This is a genomic window from Pseudomonas sp. 21, from assembly GCF_000955805.1.
Taxonomy (GTDB): Bacteria; Pseudomonadota; Gammaproteobacteria; order Pseudomonadales; family Pseudomonadaceae; genus Pseudomonas.
In genome coordinates this window covers 627394-650398 of sequence record NZ_JYOA01000010.1, presented here as the reverse complement: position 1 = coordinate 650398, position 23005 = coordinate 627394, and the positions used below count along the sequence as shown (strand labels likewise).

General features: G+C 66.2%; 19 protein-coding genes. 7 read left to right on the top strand and 12 right to left on the bottom strand.

Going from position 1 to position 23005, the window contains the following annotated elements:
- Positions 1 to 117 precede the first annotated feature (117 nt).
- Positions 118 to 1329, top strand: coding sequence for an MFS transporter (locus UB43_RS24870; protein ID WP_045216582.1), 1212 nt, complete (start codon positions 118 to 120; stop codon positions 1327 to 1329).
- A 194-nt stretch (positions 1330 to 1523) separates the two neighbouring features.
- Here the strand turns inward: UB43_RS24870 and UB43_RS24865 are convergent, their stop codons facing one another.
- From UB43_RS24865 to UB43_RS24855, 3 genes are read right to left on the bottom strand one after another with little or no spacing between them, the layout of a single operon-like run.
- Positions 1524 to 1673: a DUF2474 domain-containing protein gene (locus UB43_RS24865; RefSeq protein ID WP_037007166.1), complete on the bottom strand. Its 150-nt coding sequence runs from the start codon at positions 1671 to 1673 to the stop codon at positions 1524 to 1526.
- An 11-nt stretch (positions 1674 to 1684) separates the two neighbouring features.
- A complete protein-coding gene (cydB, locus tag UB43_RS24860) occupies positions 1685 to 2692 on the bottom strand; it encodes a cytochrome d ubiquinol oxidase subunit II (protein WP_045216579.1) in 1008 nt (335 codons plus the stop codon).
- Between the two features lie 3 nt (positions 2693 to 2695).
- Entirely contained in the window at positions 2696 to 4132 is a 1437-nt protein-coding gene (locus UB43_RS24855) for a cytochrome ubiquinol oxidase subunit I (RefSeq protein ID WP_045216577.1), read from the bottom strand.
- Positions 4133 to 4594: 462 nt separating this feature from the next.
- On the opposite strand from UB43_RS24855, the gene UB43_RS24850 reads away from it, so the two are divergent.
- The 3 genes from UB43_RS24850 (at position 4595) to UB43_RS24840 (ending at position 7644) form a co-directional block, all read left to right on the top strand.
- Positions 4595 to 5374 carry a MetQ/NlpA family ABC transporter substrate-binding protein gene (locus UB43_RS24850; protein ID WP_045216574.1) on the top strand — a complete coding sequence of 260 codons (780 nt, stop codon included), beginning with the start codon at positions 4595 to 4597 and terminating at the stop codon, positions 5372 to 5374.
- A 118-nt stretch (positions 5375 to 5492) separates the two neighbouring features.
- A complete protein-coding gene (locus UB43_RS24845; protein ID WP_045216571.1) occupies positions 5493 to 6683 on the top strand; it encodes a PLP-dependent aspartate aminotransferase family protein in 1191 nt (396 codons plus the stop codon).
- Between the two features lie 19 nt (positions 6684 to 6702).
- Positions 6703 to 7644, top strand: a complete 942-nt coding sequence (locus UB43_RS24840) for a sigma 54-interacting transcriptional regulator (protein WP_045216569.1) — start codon at positions 6703 to 6705, stop codon at positions 7642 to 7644.
- A 69-nt stretch (positions 7645 to 7713) separates the two neighbouring features.
- Here the strand turns inward: UB43_RS24840 and UB43_RS24835 are convergent, their stop codons facing one another.
- On the bottom strand, positions 7714 to 8049 hold the full coding sequence (locus tag UB43_RS24835) for a hypothetical protein (protein WP_015478994.1): 336 nt from the start codon (positions 8047 to 8049) through the stop codon (positions 7714 to 7716).
- 770 nt (positions 8050 to 8819) lie between these two features.
- On the opposite strand from UB43_RS24835, the gene betT reads away from it, so the two are divergent.
- Positions 8820 to 10775, top strand: coding sequence for a choline transporter BetT (gene betT, locus UB43_RS24830; RefSeq protein WP_045216932.1), 1956 nt, complete (start codon positions 8820 to 8822; stop codon positions 10773 to 10775).
- A 178-nt stretch (positions 10776 to 10953) separates the two neighbouring features.
- Here betT and UB43_RS24825 read toward each other — a convergent pair whose 3' ends face one another.
- The 7 genes from UB43_RS24825 to yedA all read right to left on the bottom strand — a co-directional run bounded on the left by UB43_RS24825 (position 10954) and on the right by yedA (position 19282).
- The gene (locus UB43_RS24825; RefSeq protein WP_045216566.1) at positions 10954 to 12993 is read right to left on the bottom strand and encodes an OPT family oligopeptide transporter; all 2040 of its coding nucleotides are present in this window, start codon (positions 12991 to 12993) and stop codon (positions 10954 to 10956) included.
- Positions 12994 to 13290: 297 nt separating this feature from the next.
- On the bottom strand, positions 13291 to 14127 hold the full coding sequence (gene tauD, locus UB43_RS24820; RefSeq protein ID WP_045216564.1) for a taurine dioxygenase: 837 nt from the start codon (positions 14125 to 14127) through the stop codon (positions 13291 to 13293).
- Between the two features lie 229 nt (positions 14128 to 14356).
- Positions 14357 to 15175 (bottom strand): ABC transporter permease subunit, encoded by an 819-nt coding sequence (locus tag UB43_RS24815; RefSeq protein WP_045216562.1) that lies wholly within the window; start codon positions 15173 to 15175, stop codon positions 14357 to 14359.
- On the bottom strand, positions 15165 to 15956 hold the full coding sequence (locus UB43_RS24810; RefSeq protein WP_045216561.1) for a taurine ABC transporter ATP-binding protein: 792 nt from the start codon (positions 15954 to 15956) through the stop codon (positions 15165 to 15167). Before UB43_RS24810 ends, UB43_RS24815 begins: the two co-directional genes overlap by 11 nt.
- A 141-nt stretch (positions 15957 to 16097) precedes the next feature.
- Positions 16098 to 17117, bottom strand: a complete 1020-nt coding sequence (tauA, locus tag UB43_RS24805) for a taurine ABC transporter substrate-binding protein (RefSeq protein WP_045216560.1) — start codon at positions 17115 to 17117, stop codon at positions 16098 to 16100.
- A 206-nt stretch (positions 17118 to 17323) separates the two neighbouring features.
- Positions 17324 to 18226, bottom strand: coding sequence for an acyl-CoA dehydrogenase family protein (locus UB43_RS24800; protein ID WP_045216559.1), 903 nt, complete (start codon positions 18224 to 18226; stop codon positions 17324 to 17326).
- A gap of 168 nt (positions 18227 to 18394) precedes the next feature.
- On the bottom strand, positions 18395 to 19282 hold the full coding sequence (gene yedA, locus UB43_RS24795) for a drug/metabolite exporter YedA (RefSeq protein ID WP_045216929.1): 888 nt from the start codon (positions 19280 to 19282) through the stop codon (positions 18395 to 18397).
- A 165-nt stretch (positions 19283 to 19447) separates the two neighbouring features.
- Here yedA and UB43_RS24790 point away from each other — a divergent pair, with 165 nt between their 5' ends.
- Positions 19448 to 19894 (top strand): Lrp/AsnC family transcriptional regulator, encoded by a 447-nt coding sequence (locus UB43_RS24790; RefSeq protein ID WP_045216557.1) that lies wholly within the window; start codon positions 19448 to 19450, stop codon positions 19892 to 19894.
- Positions 19895 to 20178: 284 nt separating this feature from the next.
- On the opposite strand, the gene UB43_RS24785 is transcribed toward UB43_RS24790, so the two are convergent.
- Positions 20179 to 21456: an acetyl-CoA C-acetyltransferase gene (locus UB43_RS24785; RefSeq protein ID WP_045216555.1), complete on the bottom strand. Its 1278-nt coding sequence runs from the start codon at positions 21454 to 21456 to the stop codon at positions 20179 to 20181.
- A 166-nt stretch (positions 21457 to 21622) separates the two neighbouring features.
- Here UB43_RS24785 and UB43_RS24780 point away from each other — a divergent pair, with 166 nt between their 5' ends.
- Positions 21623 to 22978, top strand: coding sequence for a 3-oxoacyl-ACP reductase (locus UB43_RS24780; RefSeq protein WP_045216552.1), 1356 nt, complete (start codon positions 21623 to 21625; stop codon positions 22976 to 22978).
- Positions 22979 to 23005 lie beyond the last annotated feature (27 nt).

Here is a 23005-nt window from a genome sequence, read left to right as displayed (position 1 = left end):
TAGTCGACAGGTCGAGACTATTCGCCAATTGCGGGTTTCGCCGACGACAGGCGTAAAAGTGTTACAGCGTGCTACGCTGCGCAGCCCTTGCTTAGGCTCCTAACAAAAGCACTTTCCATGACCGCCGAAGCCACGTCCCTGCTGCGTCACCGCCCCTTCCTCGCCTTCTGGCTGGCCCGCGTCTGCACCGCCAGCGCCTTCCAGATGATCACCGTGGCCATCGGCTGGCACATCTACGAGCTGACCCACAACGTGCTCGACCTCGGCCTGGTGGGACTGGTGGAGTTCACCCCGCGCGTGCTGTTCATGCTGCACACCGGCCACGTCGCCGACCGCTACGACCGCCGGCGCATCGCCTCGCTCTGCCAGATTGGCCAGGGCCTGATCGCCGTGGCGCTGGTGATCGGCGCCAGCACTGACAACGTGACCCGCGAGATGATCTTCGTGATGGCCTTCCTGCTGGGCACTGCACGGGCCTTCGAGATGCCGACCACCCAGGCGCTGTTGCCGAACATCGTGCCCACCGCGCTGTTCCCCCGTGCAGTGGCGGCATCGGCCTCGGCCATGCAGGCGGCGACCATCGCCGCGCCGGCCTTCGGCGGCTTCCTCTATGCCTTCGGCGCCTTCTGGGTCTACACGCCCACCGCGGTGCTGTACTTCATCGCCTGCACGCTGGTGCTCACCCTGCCCAAACGCCAGGCGCCGGCGGCGCAGGGCAAGGCGACACTGGAATCGCTGCTGGCCGGCATCCGCTTCATCCGCAGCCGCCCGGATATCTTCGGCGCCATCTCCCTGGACCTGTTCGCCGTGCTGCTGGGCGGCGCCACCGCGCTGCTGCCGGTGTTCGCCAAGGACATCCTGCTCACTGGTCCCTGGGGCCTGGGCCTGCTGCGTTCGGCCCCGGCGGTGGGCGCGCTGCTGATGTCGTTCTGGCTGGCGCGCTTCCCCATCGAGCGCAACGTCGGGCGAATCATGTTCGCCGCCGTGGGGGTGTTCGGCGTCACCACCATCGCCTTCGGCCTCTCGACGTCCTTCTGGTTCTCCCTGGCGGTGCTGGTGGTACTGGGCGCGGCGGACATGATCAGCATGGTCATCCGCGGCGCCTTCGTGCAGCTGGAAACCCCGGACGAGATGCGCGGACGGGTCAGCGCGGTGAACGGCCTGTTCATCGGCGCCTCGAACCAGCTGGGGGAATTCGAATCCGGCCTCACCGCCCACTGGCTCGGCACCGTGCCGGCGGTGGTGCTGGGCGGTGTCGGTACGCTGGTCGTCACCGGCGCGTGGATGAAGCTGTTCCCCACCCTGGCCAAGCGCGACAAGCTGCACTGATCACCGACGCCCAACCGTACCTGTAGGAGCGAGCTTGCTCGCGAACCCATTCACTGGCGACTCCCGCGTCAGGCCGGTTCGCGAGCGAGCTCGCTCCTACGAAGAGCACAAAAAAATCCCCCGCGGGAAGCACCAGCGAGGGATGTGGGAACGGGCGCCGCGAACAACGCCCGGATGGGATCGGTTGCGCGAAACTAGTGCGGGGTACCCAGCCCCGCCGCACTCATGAACAGGCGCATCAGCCAGGCCGCGACGCCCAGGCCGGCGACGCTCAGCGCCCAGATCAGCACCAGCCAGCCCAGCCGCTTGCGCAGCGGCGCCTTTTCCTGCTCCTCGTGAGTCATGCCGCGCACCTCTAGTGATAGCCGTCGCCGTGCTTCACCTTGCCGCGGAACACGTAGTAGCTCCACGCGGTGTAGACGAGGATGAAGGGGATGATGAACAGCGCGCCCACCAGCATGAAGCCCAGGCTCTGCGGCGGCGCCGCGGCGTCCCAGATCGACATCGACGGCGGGATGATGTTCGGCCACAGGCTGATGCCCAACCCGCTGTAGCCGAGGAAGATCAGCGCCAGGGTGAGCAGGAACGGCTTCACGTGGTCATTGCGCGCCACCGAGCGCAGCAGGCCGTAGAAGGTCAGCAGCACCAGCAGCGGCACCGGCAGGAACCAGAACAGGTTCGGCAGGCTGAACCAGCGCTGGGCGATGTCTTCGTGGGCCAGCGGGGTCCACAGGCTGACGATGCCGATCACCGCCAGCAGCACCAGCGCCAGCGGCCTGGCCAGGTCATGCATGCGCTCCTGCAGGCGCCCTTCGGTCTTCATGATCAGCCAGGTGCAGCCCAGCAGGCTGTAGGCCACGACCAGGCCGAGGCCGCAGAACAGCGGGAACGGCGCCAGCCAGTCCAGCGAGCCGCCAGCGAAGGCACGGTTTTCCACCGGGATGCCCTCGATGAAGGCACCCAGCGCCACGCCCTGGAAGAAGGTCGCCACCAGCGAGCCGATGATGAACGACTTGTCCCACAGGTGACGCTTGTTGGCCCGCGCCTTGAAGCGGAACTCGAAGGCCACGCCGCGGAAGATCAGCCCGACGAGCATCAGGATCAGCGGCAGGTACAGCGCCGAGAGCACAGCCGAATAGGCCACCGGGAAGGCGCCGAACAATGCCGCGCCGCCCAGCACCAGCCAGGTCTCGTTGCCGTCCCAGACCGGCGCGACGGTGTTCATCATCACGTCGCGGTCGGCCTCGTCCTTGAAGAACGGGTAGAGCATGCCTATCCCCAGGTCGAAGCCGTCCATCACCACGTACATCATCACGCCGAAGATGATGATGATCGCCCAGATCAGCGGAAGATCGATTCCCATGGCTCAGTTCCTCCCCGCGTCAGTGCTGTCATCGTCGTCAAACCCCTCTTCGGTGGCCGACAGCGGCCGCGCAGCGGTACGTTTCTGGCCAGCGCCGCCATGGCTGGTCTCGCGACCTTCGTGGGTGACCGGGCCCTTGCGCACCAGGCGCATCATGTAGCCGATGCCCACGCCGAACAGGCTGAAGTACACCAGCACGAACATCACCAGGGTCAGGCTCATCTGCGCGACGCTGTGGTTGGACACTGCGTCCGAGGTGCGCATCAGCCCGTAGACGACCCACGGCTGGCGACCGATCTCGGTGGTGAACCAGCCGGCGAGGATTGCGATCAGGCCGGACGGCCCCATCCACAACACCAGATGGAGGAACGCGCGGCTCTCGAACAGCTGCTTGCGCCAGCGCAGCCAGACGCTCCACAGGCCCACCAGGATCATCAGCAGCCCCAGGCCGACCATGATGCGGAACGACCAGAAGATGATGGTGGAGTTGGGCCGGTCGGCTTTCGGGAAGTCCTTCAGCGCCGGGATCGGCTCGGTCAGGCTGTGGTTCAGGATCAGGCTGCCGAGTACCGGAATCTCGATCTTGAAGCGGGTTTCCTCGCGCTCCATGTCCGGCCAGCCAACCAGTATCAGCGGCGTCGGGCCGCCTTCGCTGTTGTCCCAGTGGCCTTCGATGGCGGCGATCTTCGCCGGCTGGTGCTTGAGGGTGTTCAGGCCGTGGGCATCGCCCACCATCGCCTGGATGGGCGCCACGATCAGCGCCATCCACATCGCCATCGAGAGCATCTTGCGGATCGCCGGATTATCGCGGCCGCGCAACAGGTGCCAGGCCGCCGAGGCGCCGACGAAGAAGGCGGTGGCGACGAACGAGGCGATCGCCATGTGCAGCAGGCGGTAGGGGAAGGACGGGTTGAAGATGATCGCCAGCCAGTCCACCGGCACCACGATGCCATTGACGATTTCGTGGCCCTGCGGGGTCTGCATCCAGCTGTTGGAAGCGAGGATCCAGAAGGTCGAGATCAGCGTGCCGATCGCCACCATCACCGTGGCGAAGAAGTGCAGGCCGGGGCCGACGCGGTGCCAGCCGAAGAGCATGACGCCGAGGAAGCCGGCCTCCAGGAAGAAGGCGGTCAGCACTTCGTAGGTCAGCAGCGGGCCGGTGACGCTCCCGGCGAAGGCCGAGAAGGCGCTCCAGTTGGTGCCGAACTGGTAGGCCATGACGAGGCCGGAGACCACGCCCATGCCGAAGTTGACGGCGAATATCTTCGACCAGAAGTGATAGAGGTCGCGGTAGACCTCCTCATGGGTCTTCAGCCACAGGCCTTCGAGCACCGCCAGGTAGCTGGCGAGGCCGATGGTGATGGCAGGGAAGATGATGTGGAAGGACACGGTAAAGGCGAACTGGATCCGGGCCAGGTCGAGCGCCTCTAATCCGAACATGACGATTCCTCTTCAGGCTGACGCCAACCCCACGGAAGGGTCGGGCACCGTACCTTGCGCATGCGCAGGGCGTTCTTGCGTGATGTCTGTGTTTCTGACCACCGATCTCTCGTCGGTTCGGATTTCTTTCGCCGCTCAACCAGAATGGACCAGCATCCGCATTGACGCCGCTCAAGAAACTGCATCGATCTTACGCGCCCGCCCCCCGCAGGCTGGAGTGGTGGGTTGCCGCGCGACGGGGTGTCGCGCGACAGCTTGTCTCAGGGCAGGCCACGACCTTCCATATGAACAAAATCGAATATGAAAATGAAAAATTAATATTTTATTGGAATAACAAGTCCGGGTAACTTTCGCTGCAACCGCTGCCGAGTGAGCCGCGGAAAAAGAATCCACCGCCCGTACGAAGGCCCCATCCCGGCCGGCCCGGACGCCAGCGGTCATCTGCCCCACAAGGACATCGCAATGAAAAAGCTGCTGCTTCTGACCGCCCTCGCCGCCGCCTTCAGCACCACTGCCTTCGCCAACGAGAAGCTCGTTGTCGCTGCCACGCCGATCCCCCACGCCGAGATCCTCGAGCTGATCAAGCCGACCCTGGCCAAGGAAGGCGTGGACCTGGAGATCAAGGTCTTCACCGACTACGTGCAGCCCAACGTGCAGGTCGCCGAGAAGCGCCTGGACGCCAACTACTTCCAGACCAAGCCGTACCTGGACAACTTCAACTCCGGCAAGGGCACCCACCTGGTCACCGTGACCGGCGTGCACGTCGAGCCCTTCGGCGGCTACTCGAAGAAGTACAAGTCCATCGACCAACTGCCGGACGGCGCCACCGTCGCCCTCCCCAACGAAGGCAGCAACAGCGGCCGTGCCCTGCTCCTGCTGCAGAAAGCCGGCGTGATCAAGCTGAAGGACCCGAGCAACGCCCTGGCCACCCCGAAAGACATCGCCGAGAACCCCAAGCACCTGAAGTTCAAGGAACTGGAATCGGCCCTGCTGCCGCGCGTGCTGGACCAGGTCGACCTGGACCTGATCAACACCAACTACGCGCTGGAAGCCAAGCTCAACCCGGTGAAGGACGCACTGATCCTCGAAGACCGCAACTCGCCCTACGTGAACTACCTGGTGGCGCGCCCGGACAACAAGGACAGCGATGCGCTGAAGAAGCTTTCCGCCGCCCTGACCAGCCCGGAAGTCAAAGCCTTCATCGAGAAGAAGTACAACGGCGCCGTGGTACCGGCCTTCTGACCCGTCGCCCGGCCGTGCGCCGGGCGCAACGACTCCCACGCTGGGCGCGCCCTTGGCGCACCCGCTTCAACGCCGGTGGGCAGGTTCCACCGGCGTTTTTCTTTCCCAAGGACTTGCCATGAGCGACCACGCCAAAGGCCCCTCCACCCGCGCCGTACATGCCGGCCACGATGCCGACCGACGCATGGTCACCCGCGCCAAGAGCCAGCCGATCTACCAGAGTTCGGTGTTCGTCTACGACTCCCTGGAGCAGGTCGACGACTTCCTCGCCGGCAACCCCGACAACTACATGTACACCCGCATCGGCAACCCCAACCACAGCGCCGTGGAAGAGCTGCTGCGCGAGCTGGAGGGCGGCGAGGACGCGCTGTTCTCCGCCTCCGGCATGGCGGCCATTTCCGCCGCGCTGCTGGGCGTGCTCGGCGCCGGCGACCACCTGATCGCCAGCCGCGAGCTGTACGGCACCACCCAGAGCCTGATCGAGAAGGAGCTGGCGCGCTTCGGCATCGCCTCCACCCTGCTCGACCTCAACGACCTGGCGGCGGTGGAAGCAGCAATCACCCCGACCACGAAGCTGATCTACACCGAGACCGCCTCCAACCCGCTGGTGCGCGTGAGCAACATTCCTGCGTTGGCCGAGCTTGCGCGCCGCCACGGCCTCAAGCTGCTGGTGGACAACACCTTCCTCTCGCCGGTGCTCTACCAGCCGCTGCGCGATGGCGCCGACCTGGTGGTCCACAGCACCACCAAGTACCTCAACGGACACAGCGACGCCATGGGCGGCGCGCTGGTCGGCGATGCGCAGTGGATCGCCGCCGCGCGGCGTTTCCAGATCAATGCCGGCGGCAGCGCCAGCCCCTTCGAGAGCTGGCTGAATTTCCGTGGTGCGAAAACCCTCGCGCTGCGCATGCGTGCGCATTCGCAGAACGCCCAGGCACTGGCCGAAGCCCTGGAGGCGCACCCGCAGGTGGAGCGCGTCTACTACCCCGGCCTGCCCTCGCACCCGGACCACGAACTGGCGCAGCGGCTGTTCCGCAAAGGCCACTCGGGCATGCTGAGCTTCACCCTCAAAGGCGGTCTCGACCAGGTCGACGCGCTGATCGGCGCGCTACAACTGGCCGAGTTCGCGCCCTCGCTGGCCGGTGTCGCCAGCAGCATCACCCACCCCGGCAAGACTTCGCACCGCGCGCTGTCCGCCGGGGCCCTGACCGCGCTGGACATCCACGACGGCACCATCCGTGTCTCGGTGGGCATCGAGGACAGCGAGGACATCGTCCGCGACTTCCTGCAGGCGCTGGACGCGCTGTAAGAGCAGAAGGAGATTCCCCATGAATGCACCCCACGCGCCGCTACCGCTGCTGACCTTCCCCGACGCCGACAAGAGCCCGCTGAGCATCCGCGCCAAGGCGCTGGTGTTCTTCGACCCGCGCTCCCATGAAGTGCGCGACGAGGTGGAGCGCCTGGCGCCGTTGCCGCAACCGGTGCTGATCCACGGCGAGACCGGCACCGGCAAGGAACTGCTGGCCCGCCACATCCACCGCGCCAGCGAGCGCCCCGGCCTGTTCGTCGCCGTGAGTTGCAGCGCGCTGAGCCGCAACTACGCCGACGCCGAGCTGTTCGGCTATGCGCCGGGCGCGCACAACGGCCCGGTGGGCAGCCGTGCCGGCTGGTTCGGCTCGGCCAACGGCGGCACGCTGTACCTGGACGAGATCGCCGACCTGCCGCTGTCGCTGCAACAGAAACTGCTGCGCGTGCTGCAGGAGCGCGAAGTGCTGCGCGTCGGCGCGCGCGAGCCGGTCCCGGTGGACGTACGCCTGGTCGCCGCCACCAGCATCGATCTGGGGCAGGCGGTGAAAGCGGGGAAATTCCTCGAAGGGCTGCAGCAATACCTGCACGACGGCAACCTCACGCTGCCACCGCTACGCGAACGCATCGGTGATATCCAGCCGCTGGCCGAGTACTTCCTCGGCGTGCATGCGCAACGCCTGGAACTGCCGGTGCCACAGATCGCCACGGATACGCAGCGGGCCCTTGAAGGCTATTCGTGGCCGGGCAACATCCGCGAGCTGGAGAACGTCATCCACTTCGCCCTGCTGGTCAGCCCGGACGAGGAGATACTCCCGGAGCACCTGAACTTTTCAGGTGGCGTAGCGGGATCCGATGGCGTAACGACAGTGAGCGATGAGGCGCTGGAGCGTCTGGCGCGCCAGCCCGGCGTCGAAGCGCAGCTGCGGGCGCTGCTGCAACGCCTGGAGCACGAGCGCGGCTGAGTGGCCGCGCTGTAGTCGCCAGCGCGACCCGAAGGGCCGCGCACGGGCGACAGCATGCAACTGGGGATCTTACTTGGTGGCGGTGTTCGAGTGAGCGACCACCGGGGTGCACGACGGGTTGGTCAGCTTGGCCGGATCGGTCAGCAGGCCCGGCATCATGCGCGAGGTGCAGTTGAACACGCGGCCTTTGGTGGTGGTGGCGACGTAGGAGAGTTCCTGGCCACCCAGGGCGTCCGGCTGACCGGCCTTGACGTCGCTGACGACCAGCTCGTCGGAGGAAGCCAGACCGATCATCTGAGCGGTAGCGGCTTGCAGCGGAACGATGGCCTGGTTGGTGGTCATGGTCTGGCAGCCAGCCAGCGAAGCGAAGAGTGCAGTGGCAATGGCGATGCGTTTGAAGTCCATCTCGAGATACTCCCTGTTGGTGGTTTTTTGTCCTGCCGGGGGAGACTAACGGAATCGGCAAGTCAATCGCCATAGCCGTTTCACAAGTTTTTCACGAAATATTGCACACTCGTTCAAGTTTCCGGACTGGAACCCGCTCTACATCGGGAACTGTGCTAAGTGACGACCTGTCTCGCGCGGGTAACAGCCGTTTATCGCTTCAAAGCCAGAGCCGGCGCTGAACCGTTTCACCTTTGGCGACGAATGGTCGCAGTGAAAGGCCGTGCCGACTCGCAGGTCGGCAGGAGGGAATCCTGAGCAGGAAGTCAAAATCAGGACTATTACCCACAAACATCGAACAAAGCAGCTCCATCGACCACATCAATACCGGTCATCAAGACCATTCACTTCTTTTTGTCACAATGTTCAGGGAAAATGGCTACCAGGCAGTCGGGACCCATTTTCCCCGGCGCCATTGGAGATCATCGTGACTTTCGCCGCTCTTGCTAACTTTTTCGCCGCCACCGCTTTCCTGACCGCGCCCGCGAAGGCCGATCCGGAACGCCGTGAGATCCGTGAGGCGAAAAAGAACCGCCGCAAGTAAAGCAGTACCCGCTCCGCTCGGCCCTTTTGACAGGGCCGGCGGCGGGACCATCGGTCCCGCCGATTGGCCTTTTCGGGCTCAATCGTGTTTTCATTGAATGCTTGTTCAAGGAAAATCTCGAGGGACCCCGCCCGTTTTGTCCGCTGCACAATCCCCCCCGTCCGTAACACCTTCACCCGCCATGCGCATGAACCCACCGGTCTTCTACGGTGCGGCCGCGCTGATCCTGCTCTTCGCCCTGATCGTCATCAGCCAGCCCCAACGGGCCGGTGAATGGCTGCTTGCCGCGCAGTCCTGGGCCGCCGACAGCGTCGGCTGGTACTACCTGCTGGCGATGACGCTGTACCTGATCTTCGTGGTGGTCACCGCGCTTTCCGGCTACGGAAAGATCAAGCTCGGTGCCGACCACGACGAGCCGGAATTCAGCTACCTGTCCTGGGCCGGCATGCTGTTCGCCGCCGGCATCAGCATCACCCTGTTCTTCTTCTGCGTATCCGAGCCGCTGACCCACTTCGCCCAACCACCGCAAGGCGAAGCCGGCACGCCGGAAGCGGCGCGCCAGGCCATGCAGCTGCTGTTCCTGCACTGGGGCCTGCACGGCTGGGGCGTGTTCGCCCTGGTGGCAATGGCCCTGGCCTACTTCGCCTACCGCCACAACCTGCCGCTGGCGCTGCGTTCGGCGCTCTACCCGCTGATCGGCAAGCGCATCAACGGCCCCATCGGCTACGCGGTGGACTGCTTCGGCATCATCGCCACGGTGTTCGGCCTGGGCGCGGACATGGGCTTCGGCGTGCTGCAGCTCAACGCCGGCCTCGACTTCCTCTTCGGCGTCGCCCACAGCCACCCGGTGCAGATGACCCTGATCGCGCTGATGATGGGCGCGGCCATCCTGGTCGCCGTGTCAGGAGTCGACAAAGGCATCCGCCTGCTGTCGGACATCAACATGCTGCTGGCCTGCGCGCTGCTGCTCTTCGTGCTGTTCGCCGGCCCTACGCAGCACCTGCTCAACACCCTGGTGCAGAACATCGGCGACTACCTCGGTGCCCTGCCGACCAAGAGCTTCGACCTCTACGCCTACGGCCAGGACGGCAGCGACTGGCTGGGTGGCTGGACGGTGTTCTACTGGGCCTGGTGGATCGCCTGGGCGCCCTTCGTCGGGCTGTTCATCGCGCGCATCTCGCGCGGGCGGACGATCCGCGAGTTCGTCTTCGGCGTGCTGTTCATCCCGCTGGGTTTCACCCTGGCGTGGATGTCGATCTTCGGCAACAGCGCGCTGGACCAGGTACTCAACCATGGCTTCAGCGAGCTGGGCCGAGTCGCCATATCCGATCCGTCCATGGCGCTTTACCAGATGCTGCAGAACTATCCGGCCAGCCGCGTGGTGATCGCGGTGACGGTGCTGGTCAGCTTCGTCTTCTTCGTCACCTCGGCGGACTCCGGCACCGTGGTGCTCTCCACGCTCTCCGCCCACGGCGGCAGCGCCGACGACGATGGCCCGAAGTGGCTGCGGGTGTTCTGGGGCGTGGCCACGGCGCTGGTCACCGGTGGCCTGCTGTTCGCTGGCAGCATCGATGCGCTCAAGTCAGCGGTCGTACTCACCTCACTGCCCTTCTCGCTGATCCTGCTGCTGATGATGTGGGGGCTGCACAAGGCGTTCTACCTGGAATCCCAGCGCCAGCGCGCGCGCACCCACTCCCTGGCGCCGCCGTCAGCCAAACCGGGCGGTTGGAAGCGGCGCATCTCCCAGGCCGTGCACTTCCCCACGCGGGACGAGGTGTACCGCTTCATGGTCGACGTGGTCAGCCCGGCGATTGCCGAGGTGTCCCAGGTGTTCCGCGAGAAGGGCCTGCTGGTGGAGTCCGACCTCGACCTGGGCAACCTGGAGCTGGTCCTGGAAATCGGCCACGGCGAGCAGCACACGTTCCTCTACCAGGTGTCGATGCGCGGCTACTTCACCCCGTCCTTCGCCCGCGCCGGCATGGGCGGCCTGCACCTGAAGAACCGCCGCTACTTCCGCGCCGAGGTGCACCTTTCCGAAGGCAGCCAGGACTACGACCTGATGGGCTACAGCAAGGAGCAGATCATCAACGACATGCTCGACCAGTACGAGCGGCACCTGCAGTTCCTGCATCTGGTGCGCTAGGTTCGGACTTGCGCATGCCCTTGCAGGAGCGAGCTTGCTCGCGAACGGATTCACCGGCAGCGCCAGTGTTGGGCGGTTCGCGAGCAAGCTCGCTCCTACAGACTGCGTATCTCTCGGTATGGGGAGCAGATAATGAAAAAGGCGCCCGCAGGCGCCTTTTTCACATCACGGCGAAGGATCAGCCGCGGGTGCCGCTCAGCACCTTGCGGTAGAACAGCACGCAGATCGCCACGAAGACCACCAGGCCCAGCCACTGCGCAGTATCCTCGAAGCCCTCGCCGACCAGTGCCAGAGGCGTGGCGGAACCGGTGGTGCCGATGATGGCGGCGAGCAGGATGCCCATCAGGCTCTCGCCGACGATCAGGCCCGAAGCCAGCAGCACGCCACGGCGCTTGGGCTCATCGGAGAATTTCTCCACCTCCTTGCCAGCCGCCACCGCGCGCTTGGCCAGCGCGATCTCCAGCAGCCAGCCGATCACCGCGCCGACCACCAGGGTCATGCCGATGGTCGGCGGCAGGTAGATGCCCAGGCCGACGGCGAGCACCGGCAGGCTGGCCTTGCCGGTGCGGCGCAGCAGTACGTCCACCAGGATCAGCGCGATGCCCAGGGCCACGCCGATCAGGATCATGTTCCAGTTCAGCGCGTTGTGGAAAATCCCGCTGGCGATGGCGGTCATCAGCGTCGCCTGCGGTGCAGCCAGCGCGGCGTTCGGGTCCATGCCCTCGCGCGGCAGGGCGCCGGTGAAACCATAGGCGTTGAACAGCAACTCCAGCACCGGCGGGATCACCAGCGCACCGACCAGGCAGCCGACGATCAACGCCACCTGCTGACGCCACGGCGTGGCGCCGACCAGGTAGCCGGTCTTCAGGTCCTGCAGGTTATCGTTGGAAATCGCCGCGATGGCGATCACCACCGAGGTGGTGAACAGCGCCAGGGCGATGGCCAGCTTGCCGCCCTGCTGGTCGAGGAAGCCGGTTTCCAGCGAACCGACGCCCAGGATAAGCAGCGACACCAGGATCACCGCGATGATGCCGATGCCGGAGATCGGGCTGCTCGACGAGCCCACCAGGCCGGCCATGTAGCCGCAGGCGGCGGCGATCAGGAAGCCGAAGAAGAAGGCGAAGATCACACAGACCGCCACCAGTCCCCAGAAGCCGAAGCCTTGCAGGTCCGGCGCAGCCTCGCCAAGGAAGTAGGAGAAGACCACGAACAGCGCCACCAGCAGGAAGCCGGCGATGGCGACGATCCACTGTGCGGAAAGGTCCTGCTCGGTGCGCAGGTCGCTGACTTCGCCACGGCCGCGCACAGCGCTGAGCGACGACCAGACACCCTGCACCATGGGTTTGAAGAGGGTGGCCAGGGTCCACAATGCGGCGATGCCGATGGTGCCCGCGCCGAGGAAGCGCACCTGGCTGCTCCACAGTTTGGTGGCCAGCTCCGGCAGGCTCTGTCCGGCGGCCAGAACGCTGTTCACCGAGAGCAGCGGCACGGCCACGCCCCAGGCGATGACCACGCCGATCAGGATGGCAATGCCAGCGGTGATACCCATCAGGTAGCCGGCGCCCACCAGCGCCAGGGAGAAGCCGGTGGAGAGGCGGAACGCCGCCTGCCCGGCGGTGAGCCAGAAGCTGAAGCCTTCGGCGAGCACCTTGAAACCGCTGCTGAGCAGACTGAACGCGGCGGCGACCACGCCCCCGGCGAGGATGTCACGCAGCCCCGGTCCGCCGGCTTTCGCCGGCTTGCCGGCCTTTTCCTCTTCCTCGTCCTGGCTGCCGACACGCAGGATCTCCGCTGCGGCCACGCCTTCGGGGTACGGCAGGCTGCTCTGCACCACCATCACCCGGCGCAGGGGAATGGTGTAGAGCACGCCAAGGATGCCGCCGATGGAGCAGATGGCCGCGGTCTGCCAGAACGGAAAGCCGCTCCAGTAGCCGATCATCAAGAGGCCCGGAAGGATGAAGATGATCGAGGACAGGGTGCCGGCCGCCGAGGCCTGGGTCTGCACCATGTTGTTCTCGAGGATGTTGGAGCCGGAGAAGTAGCGCAGCACGGCCATGGAAATGACGGCCGCGGGAATCGACGAGGCGAAGGTCAGGCCGACCTTGAGGCCGAGGTAGACGTTGGAGGCGGTGAACACCACGGTGATCAGCGCGCCGAGGATCAGGCCGCGAACCGTCAGCTCGGCGAGGTTGGACTCGTCGGGAATCCGTTCTTGCATGTAGGCAGTCTCTTCATAAAGCGGAACTGCCAAAGCGTAGGACAGTGCGCCAGCCGCCGCGACCCAGAATGGCGACGAATGCGGTCTGCCGTGCGGCTTTGTTGCCGCAAGTCAGGGAGATGACGGGAAATTCCAGGCTGTTGCCGAACCTGTAGGAGCGAGCTTGCTCGCGAACGGACTCCCCGATGAATTCCGAGTTATGCGGTTCGCGAGCAAGCTCGCTCCTACGAACAGCCTGTCAGGACCGTAGGGCACATAACGCCTGAGGCGTTATCCGCCCTACGGCTCGCAAAGGCCTCAGAACGGCTTGTCGCCGAGAATCGTCGCCCGGTGCATCACCCGTCGCTGCGGGCGGTAGTCGTCCACCGCGTAGTGCTGGGTCACGCGGTTGTCCCAGAAGGCCACGTCGTTCTCCTTCCAGCGCCAGCGCACGGTGAACTCCGGACGGGCGAAGTGGGCAAACAGCAGGTCGAGGATGGCGCGGCTTTCCGCCGGCTCCAGCTCGTTGATGCGGGTGGTGAAGCCGTCGCTGACGAACAGCGCCTTGCGCCCGGTGACCGGGTGCGTGCGGATCACTGGGTGGCGGCGCGGCGGGTTCTTCCTGCGAGCCTCCTCCAGGCGCGCGAGGTCTGCGTCGGTGGCGCCGAAACGTTCCTGGGGGAAGGACTTGCTGATGTCGTGGGTCGCAGTAAGGCCGTCGAGCAGTTGCTGCAGCGGTTTCGACAGCGCCTCGAACGCCGCGATGCCGCTGGCCCACAAGGTGTCGCCACCGTAGGGCGGCAGTTGCTTGGCGGCCAGCACGGCGCCCAGCGCCGGTGTTTCGAGGAAGGTCACGTCGGTATGCCAGATGGCATTGTCGCGCACGTCGGTGACGGCGGTGTCGAGGACGATGACTTCGCGCTGCTCGGGAGAGCTGGGGTAGATCGGGTGGATGTGCAGGTCACCGAAGCGCGCGGCGAAGGTTGCCTGCTGGGTCGGCGTCAGCGGCTGGTCGCGGAAGAACAGCACGTGGTGATCGAGCAGGGCCTGCTCGATCTGGCGCTGCGCCGCGTCGTCCAGCGGATCGGCCAGGCGCACGCCGGAAACGATGGCGCCCAGGGCCGGGCTGATGGGTTCGATGCTCAGGGTGGTCATGTTCGTGTTCTCTCGTGAGGTTCACGGGGAAAGGCGGCTTGGCTGCCCTCTCCCCCGCCCTCTCCCTGAAGGGAGAGGGGGTCTATTCGGCGTGTTCGGATATTCCGGAGCAGTCCTGCATTCGCAGTACCTTTCCGGGTAGCAGAGGCACTCACCTCCGCTCAGGACCAGTCCCCTTTCCCGCTCGCGGGAAAGGGTTAGGGAGAGGGGCCTTCAACTCTCGGCCTCATCACTCCCAGGAAGCGAAGCGCTTCTGCAGCCAGCGCAGGCCCAGTTCGAAGCTCAGCGCGATGGCGGCGATCAGCAGGATGCCCAGCACCACCACGTCGGTGGCGAGGAACTGCGCAGCGGACTGCACCATGAAGCCCAGGCCGCGGTTGGCGGCGATCAGTTCGGCGGCGACCAGGGTCGACCAGCCCACGCCCAGGGCGATGCGCAGGCCGGTCAGGACATCCGGCAGCGCGCTGGGGAGGATGACGTGACGCACCACCTGCAGGCGGCTCGCGCCCAGGCAGCGCACGGCCTGGATGCGCGACTTGTCCACACGGCGCACGCCGGCGGCGGTGGCGATCAGCAGCGGCGCGAACAGCGCGAGGTAGATCAGCAGCACCTTGGACAGCTCGCCGATGCCGAACCAGATGACGATCAGCGGCAGGTAAGCCAGCGGCGGCACCGGGCGGTAGAACTCCACCAGGGGGTCGAAGGCCGCGCCCACCAGGGGGTTGAGGCCCATCAGGATGCCCAGCGGAATAGCCGTCAGCACCGCGGCGCCCAGCGCCAGCAGCACGCGCAGCAGGCTGGTACCGATGTGTTGCCACAACGACGCATCGACATAGCCTTCGGCAAGCAGACGCTGGAAGGCTTCCACCAGTTGCTCCGGCGCGGGCAGGAACAGCGTGTCGACCCAGCCCAGGTGCGTGGCCAGCCACCAGAGCACGAAGACGCCGACGATGCTGCCGGCGGCGGCCCAGCGGCGGTAATCGCGCGGCACGCTGCGGGCCGTCGGCGCGGCGGCCGGGAGTTTGGCGGCAAGGGTATCAGTGGGCATGCTCGGCCTCCGGTTCTTCCAGGAACTCATCCAGCAGGAGTTGGCGCAGGCGCGCGAATTCCGGGTCGGACTTGATCGAGCGCACCGGTTCGCCAGCGGCGTAGCGGCGGGCAAAGTCCAGCGGCAGGCGCTTGACGATGCGCGCCGGCGGCCCGTCCATCACCACCAGGTCGGTGGCGAGAAACAGCGCTTCATCGACGCTGTGGGTAATCAGGAACAGACCCTTGCCAGTCTTGCGCCACAGGTCCAGGGTCAGCACCTGCATGCGCTCGCGGGTCAGTGCGTCGAGGGCGCCGAAGGGTTCGTCGAGCAACAGGAAGTCCGGCTCCACCGCCAGCGCGCGGGCCAGGCCCAGGCGTTGCCGCTGGCCGCCGGAAAGCTGCGAGATGCGGTAGTCCGCGTGCTCGCCCAGGCCCACCAACTTCAGTACTTCGTGGGCACGGGCATTGCGCTCAGCGGCGCCAACGCCACGGATGCGCAGGCCCAGCGCGACGTTGTCCAGGGCGTTGAGCCAGGGCATCAGCGCGTCATCCTGGAACACCACGCCGCGCTCGCCACCGGGGCCTTCGAGAGTCCGGCCATCGATCTGTACGCGGCCGCTGTCCGGCGCCTGGAAGCCCGCCAGCACGTTGAGCAGGCTGGACTTGCCGCAGCCCGACGGGCCGAGCACCACCAGGGATTCACCCTTGGCCAGGCTGAGAGTGAGGTCCTGCAACACGACGCGCTCGCGTCCGCGCTGCTGGAAAGTGAGGCTGACCGCCTCGGCCGTCAAACGGCTCATGTTCTGCCCTCCGTAGGGTGAGAAGAAATGCGTGGCTCGCACTTTTCGCTTTTCGTAGGAGCGAGCTTGCTCGCGAACACCGGCTGGCACTGAAGCTCGGGGCGGTTCGCGAGCANNNNCGCTCCTACGAAGAGCAACTCGTCAGCGCTGGCCGACCTGCACGCTCTCCGCCTGGCGCACGTATTCCGCGCTGACGTAGGGCGAGTAGTCCTTGAGTACCGAAGGCACGCGCTTCTGCTCTTTCAGGAAGGCTGCGGTACCGGCGATGTCCTTGGCGGTGCCGCCACCCAGCAGCGCGGACGACAGCTGCGCCTGGGATTCGGGGAAGGCGGAGCCGGCCAGCAGTTCGGGCACGTCCTTCGGATCGGCGCCGGTCAGCTTGGCGATCTTCTTCACCTGCTCGGAATCGGCGGTCCACTCGGCCTTGTGCGCGTTGTAGTCGGCGAAGGCGTCCAGGCTCACGCGGGCGAACTTGGCGATGATTTCCGGGTGCTTCTCGGCGAAGTCCTTGCGCGCTACCCAGACCTCGAAGGTCGGTGCGCCCCACTGGCCGACTTCGGCGGCGTCGGTCAGCACCTTGCCGGACTTCTTGATCTCGCCCAGGGCGGGCGACCAGACGAAGGCGCCATCGATGTCGCCCCGGCGCCAGGCGGCGGCGATCTCGGTGGGGTTGAGGTTGACGATCTTCACCTTGGTGGGGTCGATGTTCCAGTGCTTGAGCGCGCCCAGCAGGCTGTAGTGCGAGGTCGACACGAAGGGGGTGGCGATGGTCCTGCCGACCAGGTCTTCGGGCTTCTCGATCTTGCTGCCGTTGCGCACGACCAGTGCCTCGGCGGCGTTGATCTGCGCGGAGACGATGAAGGCCACGATCGGCAGGCCGCGCGAGGTGGCGGCTGCCAGCGGGCTGGAACCGAGGTTGCCCAGTTGCACATCGCCCGAGGCGATGGCGGCGACCACTTCCGGGCCGCTGTTGAAGCGGCGCCAGTCGAGCTTCTCGCCGATGACCTTTTCATAGGTGCCATCGGCCTGCGGAACCTTGGTCGGGTCGATGCCGGTCTGGTAGCCCAGGACGATGTCGGCGAACGCGGCGCTCTGGAAGGACAGGGCAGCCGCAACAGCGACGCCGGCCACGGCACGGCGTACGAAACGAGGTTTGTTCATGGTGTTTCCTCTGAAGGTGACGGCGGTGCCGGCCTCACAGAGGGGACGGACCACGGGACGGGGTTCGATGACTTGATTCGGGTGTCCGGTGGTCCGGTAGAGCTAGATTACCGATATAAAAAACTTCGAATAAATAATTTTTAGTTCTTAACTTATGAGCGCCAGCGCTTGTCTCGATCCGGCTACAGGCCCCGTGGCACGGCGCCTCAAGTGGCGCCAGCGAGCACACGGGCGCGAGTGCCCTCCTGGCGCAAGCCGACTTGTACCGCCTGTTGCGCTACCGCGGCGGTTTCCGCCACCAGGGTCGCCAGGGCGGCGCTGCGGCTGAAGCTCAGGCCGTTGCCCGCCGCCTGGGCGGACTCGAAGGCCACCGCCGACTGCTCGGACAGCCGCAACCCCAGCGCCAGCAGCCGCTGCAACTCCCCCGCCGCCGCCCGCGCCGGCAGGTTCTCGAAGGCCTGCACGGCAAGGCCCAGGGCGATGTTCGCCTGCAGCAGCGCGGAGAGGCTGCCGCGCAGCTGCGCGCGGGGCGTCCACGGCAGACCGGGCGGCAGCAGGATGTCTTCGGGATGCAGGCGCACCTCGTGGCAATGCAGCAGGCCGCCGCCGCTGGGCTCGAAGCGGTCCAGCCCGTTGCGATCCGCCGGCAGCGCGGCGATCAGCAAACCCTCGCTGGGCGCATGGCGCGCCGAGATCAGCAGCCAGTCCACCGCCTCGGCGCCGAAGCAGTCATGGCGGCCGCCCTGCAGCAGGAAACCGCCGCGCCGATGCTCACGCGCCAGCAGGCGGCTTTCCTGGTGATCCACCGCCTCGCCCCACAGCCATTCGCGCTCCACGCTGAGCGGCAGCAGGCGCTCGCGCTGCTCGGTGCTGCCCAGCAGCAACACGCTGGCCAGTTGCAGGTGATGCAGGGCGAACAGTCGCGCCAGGGTGCCATCGCGCTCGGAGAGATCGCGCAGGGTCTGCAGCACCTCGTCCCAGCCGGCGCCGCGTCCGCCGTACTCGCGCGGCACCGACAGGGCCAGCAGGCTGGACGCGCGCAGGGCATCGCTCCAGCGCTGGGTGGGAGGCAGTTGGGAAAGCGTGGAAAACGGTACCACCAGGCTCATGCACACCTCGGCTCGAAGGGTGATCAGTGGCCTGGGCGAATGGCGCGCGGGTGTACTGAAAGGGAGGAGAGTCAAAGAAGAACGGCCTCCGAATGGAGGCCGTTTCATACCCTAGCGAATCGCGCGAGACGCGCGAAATAACCTTTCGGGCTTAGCTCATGCCGCGAGTCAGACGGCTTCCTTGCGCCGCCACTGCGGCAGGCCGATCAGCACCACCGCGCTGATGATCACCGCCATCGCCAGGGATTCCGCGAGGCCGATGTGCTCGCCGGCGAACACCACGCCGAGCATCACCGCCACTGCCGGGTTGACGTAGGCGTAACTGGTTGCCGCGGCCGGGCGCACGTTGGCCAGCAGGTACATGTAGGCACTGAAGGCGATGATCGAGCCGAACACCACCAGATAGGCAAGCGCCCCCCAGCCGGCGGCCGTAGGCATCTGCTCCAGGCGCTCGCCACTGAGGAAGCTGCCCAGCAGCAGCACGCCGCCGCCCACCAGCATTTCCACCGCGCTGGCCATGGCGCCGCCGGGCAGGTCCAGGCGCCGGCTCCACACCGAGCCGAAGGCCCAGGTCGCCGCCGCGAAGATGATCAGCGCCGCGCCCGCCGGGCTGCCCTGCAGGTTCGAGCCGAGGTTGAGCAGCACGATGCCGAACAGGCCCAGGGCGATGCCGGCCCACTCCAGCGCGTTGGTCCTGTTGCCGAAGAAGCGCCCGAACACCAGGGTGAACAGCGGCACGGTTGCCACGGCCAACGCCGCCACACCCGAAGCCACTCCCCAGTGCTCGGCCACCGTCACCCCGCCATTGCCGCAGCTGAGCAGCAGGATGCCAATGGCGCCCGCCGACAAGCACTGCTTGAGGCTCGGCAGCGGAGCACCGCGCCAGAGCATCCAGGCGAACAGGATCGCCCCGGCGATGATGAAGCGGCAGCCGGCCATCAGCATCGGCGGCCAGGACTCGACGCCGATGCGAATCACCAGGTAGGTCGAGCCCCAGATGAAGTAGAGGGCGAAGAAGGCAGCAATCAGGGTCAGTGAGACGCGGGCTCTGGGCATGGGCATCGTGGTCATGGGTGGGGCTCGACAAGGCAGGCAAGGCGCTTCATTTTATGCAGGTCAATCGCCCTGGATAAGGCACAGACAACGCCATTACGGGCATAACACTTTTCATTCGATGGATTTTCGCAAGCCCTGCCGTCGAATCAAAACCGGAGTCATTTCATGGACAAGTACGACCGCGCCCTGCTCGCCGCCCTGCTGGAAGACGGCCGCCTGTCCTTCGCCGAACTGGCCCGGCGCATCAACCTCTCCCCTCCCGCCGTGGCCGATCGCGTGGCGCGCCTGGAGGCCGAAGGGGTGATCACCGGGTACCACGCCAGCGTAGACCTGTCGAAGTTGGGCCGCTCGATACAGTGCCTGATCGAGATGCGCCTGAACGACCACCGCAGCAAGAGCATGCTCGACCCGCTGCTGGAAATCCCGCAGATCATCGACTGCTACCGCATCACCGGCGAAGCCTGCGTGATGCTCAAGGTGGCGGTCAGCTGCACCCAGGAGCTGGAGGAGTTGATCGACCGGCTCGCCCAGTTCGGCACCAGCAAGACTTCGCTGGTGCTTTCCACGCCCTTCTCGCGGCGAATCCACCCGGGAATGTTGCAGGGCGGCTGAGCTGCGCATCTAGAACGAAATTGCGTCCTCCCCCAAACGACAGCCTCTCCCTGCAGGAGCGAGCTTGCTCGCGAACCGCCCGAGCTTCGGAGTGGGCCGATGTTCGCGAGCAAGCTCGCTCCTACAGGCCGCCCGGCAGTTTCGTAGGTCGCATAACGCACCAGCGTTATCCGCCACTCCCCTATCGGCGGATAAAAAAAGGCGGCGCCGCTCGCGCGGTGCCGCCTGAAGTCACGGAGTTGCTACATCGTGGGACCGAAAGACATCGGTCCCGCTGTATTGGATTACCGTTCGATGATCGCGGTCACACCTTGGCCGCCCGCGGCGCAGATCGAGATCAGCCCGCGCCCCTTGCCGGCGGCATCCAGCAGCTTGGCCAGGTTGGCGACGATGCGCCCGCCAGTGGCGGCGAACGGGTGGCCGGCGGCCAGCGAACTGCCCTTCACGTTGAGCTTGCTGCGGTCGATGGAGCCCAGCGGCGCGTCCAGCCCCAGGCGCTCCTTGCAGTAGTCCGCGTCTTCCCAGGCCTTGAGGGTGCACAGCACCTGGGCGGCGAAGGCTTCGTGGATTTCATAGAAGTCGAAGTCCTGCAGCGTCAGGCCATTGCGCGCCAGCAGGCGCGGTACGGCATAGACCGGCGCCATCAGCAGGCCTTCGTGGCCGCCGACGAAGTCCACCGCCGCTGCTTCGCCATCCTTGAAGTACGCCAGGATCGGCAGGCCGCGCGCCTTCGCCCACTCCTCGCTGGCCAGTAGCACCACGGAAGCGCCATCGGTCAGCGGCGTGGAGTTGGCCGCCGTCAGGGTGCCGCGCGAGCCGCGCTCGAACACCGGCTTGAGGGTGCCGATCTTCTCCAGGTTGATGTCCGGACGCAGGTTCTGGTCGCGCACCAGGCCGCGGAACGGCGTCATCAGGTCGTTCTGCCAGCCCTCGTCATAGGCGGCGGCCAGCTTGTGGTGACTCTCGAAGGCCAGCTTGTCCTGTTCGTCGCGCGGGATGGCCCAGGTCTGTGCCATCAGCTCGCAGTGCTCGCCCATCGACAGCCCGGTACGCGGTTCGCCGTTCTTCGGGATGTGCGGCATCAGGTGGCGCGGGCGAATCTTCAGCAGGCTCCTGATCTTCTCGCCGTTGGACTTGCCGCGGTTGGCTTCCAGCAGGATCTTGCGCAGGCCTTCATTGACGCCGATCGGCGCGTCGGAGGTGGTGTCCACGCCGCCGGCAATGCCGCAGTCGATCTGCCCGAGGGCGATCTTGTTGGCCACCAGGATCGCCGCTTCCAGGCCGGTGCCACAGGCCTGCTGGATGTCGTAGGCCGGGGTTTCCGGCGCCAGGCGCGTGCCCAGCACGCATTCACGGGTCAGGTTGAAGTCGCGCGAATGCTTGAGCACCGCGCCGGCGACTACCTCGCCCAGGCGCTCGCCGTGCAGCTTGTAGCGCTCGATCAGCCCGTCCAGCGCGGAGGTCAGCATCTCCTGGTTGCTCGCCGTGGAATACACGGTATTGGAGCGGGCGAAGGGAATACGGTTGCCGCCGACGATGGCGACCCGGCGCAGTTGGGTCATGCAGAGCTCCTGAGAATGAGCGTTGAAGTGCGGTCAAGGCTAACCTTAGCCGCCTGTGTCGCATTGGCCGCCCCGCCGTTGCGCAGGTCAGCGCGGTCAATTGCGCCGAACCCGCCGCTGCGTAGAGTGGTCAGCACTTCAGAGACCCTGTGCAGGAGCCCGTTCCATGACCGATCGCTACATCGCCTTCGCCAACTCCAACGTCGGCCGCCGCCTGGTCGGAGCCCTCGGCCTGCCCGCGCCGGTCCGCCTGGAGCGCTGGAGCGCCGGGCGCACGCGGCCGGTGGACGGGGCGCTGCTGCTCGGCGGCGAGGGCAACCTGAACGAGGCGGTGCTGCCCTTCGCCGAGCGCCTGACCGATTCGATCTTCGCCTTCAGCGACGGCCAGTACGGCCTGCCACGCTGGACCGCCGAGCACGGCCCCAAGCTCAAGGCCATCGTCTTCGATGCCAGCGGCCTGACCCGTTTCGAGCAGACGATCGAACTGCGCACCTTCTTCCAGGGCGCCCTCAAGGGCCTGGACAAGTGCCCGCACGTGGTGATCCTCGGCCGCGCGCCGGAATCGATCAAAGACCCCATCGCCGCCAGCGTGCAGCGCAGCCTCGAGGGCTTCAGCCGCTCCCTGGGCAAGGAAATCCGCCGCGGCGGTAACGTGCAGCTGGTGTATGTCGGCAAGGGTGCCGAGGACCAGCTCGAAGGCGCATTGCGCTTCTTCCTCTCGCCCAAGAGCGCCTACGTTTCCGGGCAAGTGGTGCGCCTGTCCGCCTATGACAAGCAGGTGCAGGACTGGAGCCGCCCGCTGGTGGGCAAGCGCGCACTGGTGACCGGCGCCGCTCGCGGTATCGGCGCGGCCATTGCCGAGACCCTCGCCCGTGACGGCGCCGAGGTGGTGCTGCTGGACGTGCCGCCGGCCAAGGATGCTCTCGACGCCCTCGCCGCGCGACTGGGCGGCCGTGGCGTGGCGCTGGACATCTGCGCCGCCGACGCCGGCGCCAAGCTGGTGGAAGCACTGCCCGAAGGCGTCGACATCGTGGTGCACAACGCCGGTATCACCCGTGACAAGACGGTCGCCAAGATGAGCGAAGCCTTCTGGAATTCGGTGATCGAGGTGAACCTCAAGGCGCCGCAGGTACTGACCCAGGCACTGCTGGACGCCAACAAGCTGCACGACGACGGCCGCGTAGTGCTGCTCGCCTCCATCAGTGGCATCGCCGGCAACATGGGCCAGACCAACTATGCGGTGAGCAAGGCCGGCCTGATCGGCCTGGCGCAGGCCTGGGCGCCGGCGCTGGGCAAGAAGGGCATCAGCATCAACGCGGTGGCGCCGGGCTTCATTGAAACCCAGATGACCGCTGCCATCCCGCTGACCATCCGCGAGGCCGGCCGGCGCATGAACTCCATGGGCCAGGGCGGCTTGCCGCAGGACGTCGCCGAAGCCGTGGCCTGGTTCGCCCAGCCGGGTTCTGGCGCGGTGAGCGGCCAGGTGCTGCGGGTTTGCGGACAGAGCCTGCTGGGCGCCTGACCGCATTCCCCTGTAGGAGCGGGCCAT

What these genes read in the sequence shown, in the direction of transcription:
- UB43_RS24870 (WP_045216582.1), top strand. Translation starts at nt 118, where the DNA reads ATGACCGCCGAAGCCACGTCCCTGCTGCGTCACCGCCCCTTCCTCGCC.
- UB43_RS24865 (WP_037007166.1), bottom strand. Translation starts at nt 1,673, where the DNA reads ATGACTCACGAGGAGCAGGAAAAGGCGCCGCTGCGCAAGCGGCTGGGC.
- cydB (WP_045216579.1), bottom strand. Translation starts at nt 2,692, where the DNA reads ATGGGAATCGATCTTCCGCTGATCTGGGCGATCATCATCATCTTCGGC.
- UB43_RS24855 (WP_045216577.1), bottom strand. Translation starts at nt 4,132, where the DNA reads ATGTTCGGATTAGAGGCGCTCGACCTGGCCCGGATCCAGTTCGCCTTT.
- UB43_RS24850 (WP_045216574.1), top strand. Translation starts at nt 4,595, where the DNA reads ATGAAAAAGCTGCTGCTTCTGACCGCCCTCGCCGCCGCCTTCAGCACC.
- UB43_RS24845 (WP_045216571.1), top strand. Translation starts at nt 5,493, where the DNA reads ATGAGCGACCACGCCAAAGGCCCCTCCACCCGCGCCGTACATGCCGGC.
- UB43_RS24840 (WP_045216569.1), top strand. Translation starts at nt 6,703, where the DNA reads ATGAATGCACCCCACGCGCCGCTACCGCTGCTGACCTTCCCCGACGCC.
- UB43_RS24835 (WP_015478994.1), bottom strand. Translation starts at nt 8,049, where the DNA reads ATGGACTTCAAACGCATCGCCATTGCCACTGCACTCTTCGCTTCGCTG.
- betT (WP_045216932.1), top strand. Translation starts at nt 8,820, where the DNA reads ATGAACCCACCGGTCTTCTACGGTGCGGCCGCGCTGATCCTGCTCTTC.
- UB43_RS24825 (WP_045216566.1), bottom strand. Translation starts at nt 12,993, where the DNA reads ATGCAAGAACGGATTCCCGACGAGTCCAACCTCGCCGAGCTGACGGTT.
- tauD (WP_045216564.1), bottom strand. Translation starts at nt 14,127, where the DNA reads ATGACCACCCTGAGCATCGAACCCATCAGCCCGGCCCTGGGCGCCATC.
- UB43_RS24815 (WP_045216562.1), bottom strand. Translation starts at nt 15,175, where the DNA reads ATGCCCACTGATACCCTTGCCGCCAAACTCCCGGCCGCCGCGCCGACG.
- UB43_RS24810 (WP_045216561.1), bottom strand. Translation starts at nt 15,956, where the DNA reads ATGAGCCGTTTGACGGCCGAGGCGGTCAGCCTCACTTTCCAGCAGCGC.
- tauA (WP_045216560.1), bottom strand. Translation starts at nt 17,117, where the DNA reads ATGAACAAACCTCGTTTCGTACGCCGTGCCGTGGCCGGCGTCGCTGTT.
- UB43_RS24800 (WP_045216559.1), bottom strand. Translation starts at nt 18,226, where the DNA reads ATGAGCCTGGTGGTACCGTTTTCCACGCTTTCCCAACTGCCTCCCACC.
- yedA (WP_045216929.1), bottom strand. Translation starts at nt 19,282, where the DNA reads ATGCCCAGAGCCCGCGTCTCACTGACCCTGATTGCTGCCTTCTTCGCC.
- UB43_RS24790 (WP_045216557.1), top strand. Translation starts at nt 19,448, where the DNA reads ATGGACAAGTACGACCGCGCCCTGCTCGCCGCCCTGCTGGAAGACGGC.
- UB43_RS24785 (WP_045216555.1), bottom strand. Translation starts at nt 21,456, where the DNA reads ATGACCCAACTGCGCCGGGTCGCCATCGTCGGCGGCAACCGTATTCCC.
- UB43_RS24780 (WP_045216552.1), top strand. Translation starts at nt 21,623, where the DNA reads ATGACCGATCGCTACATCGCCTTCGCCAACTCCAACGTCGGCCGCCGC.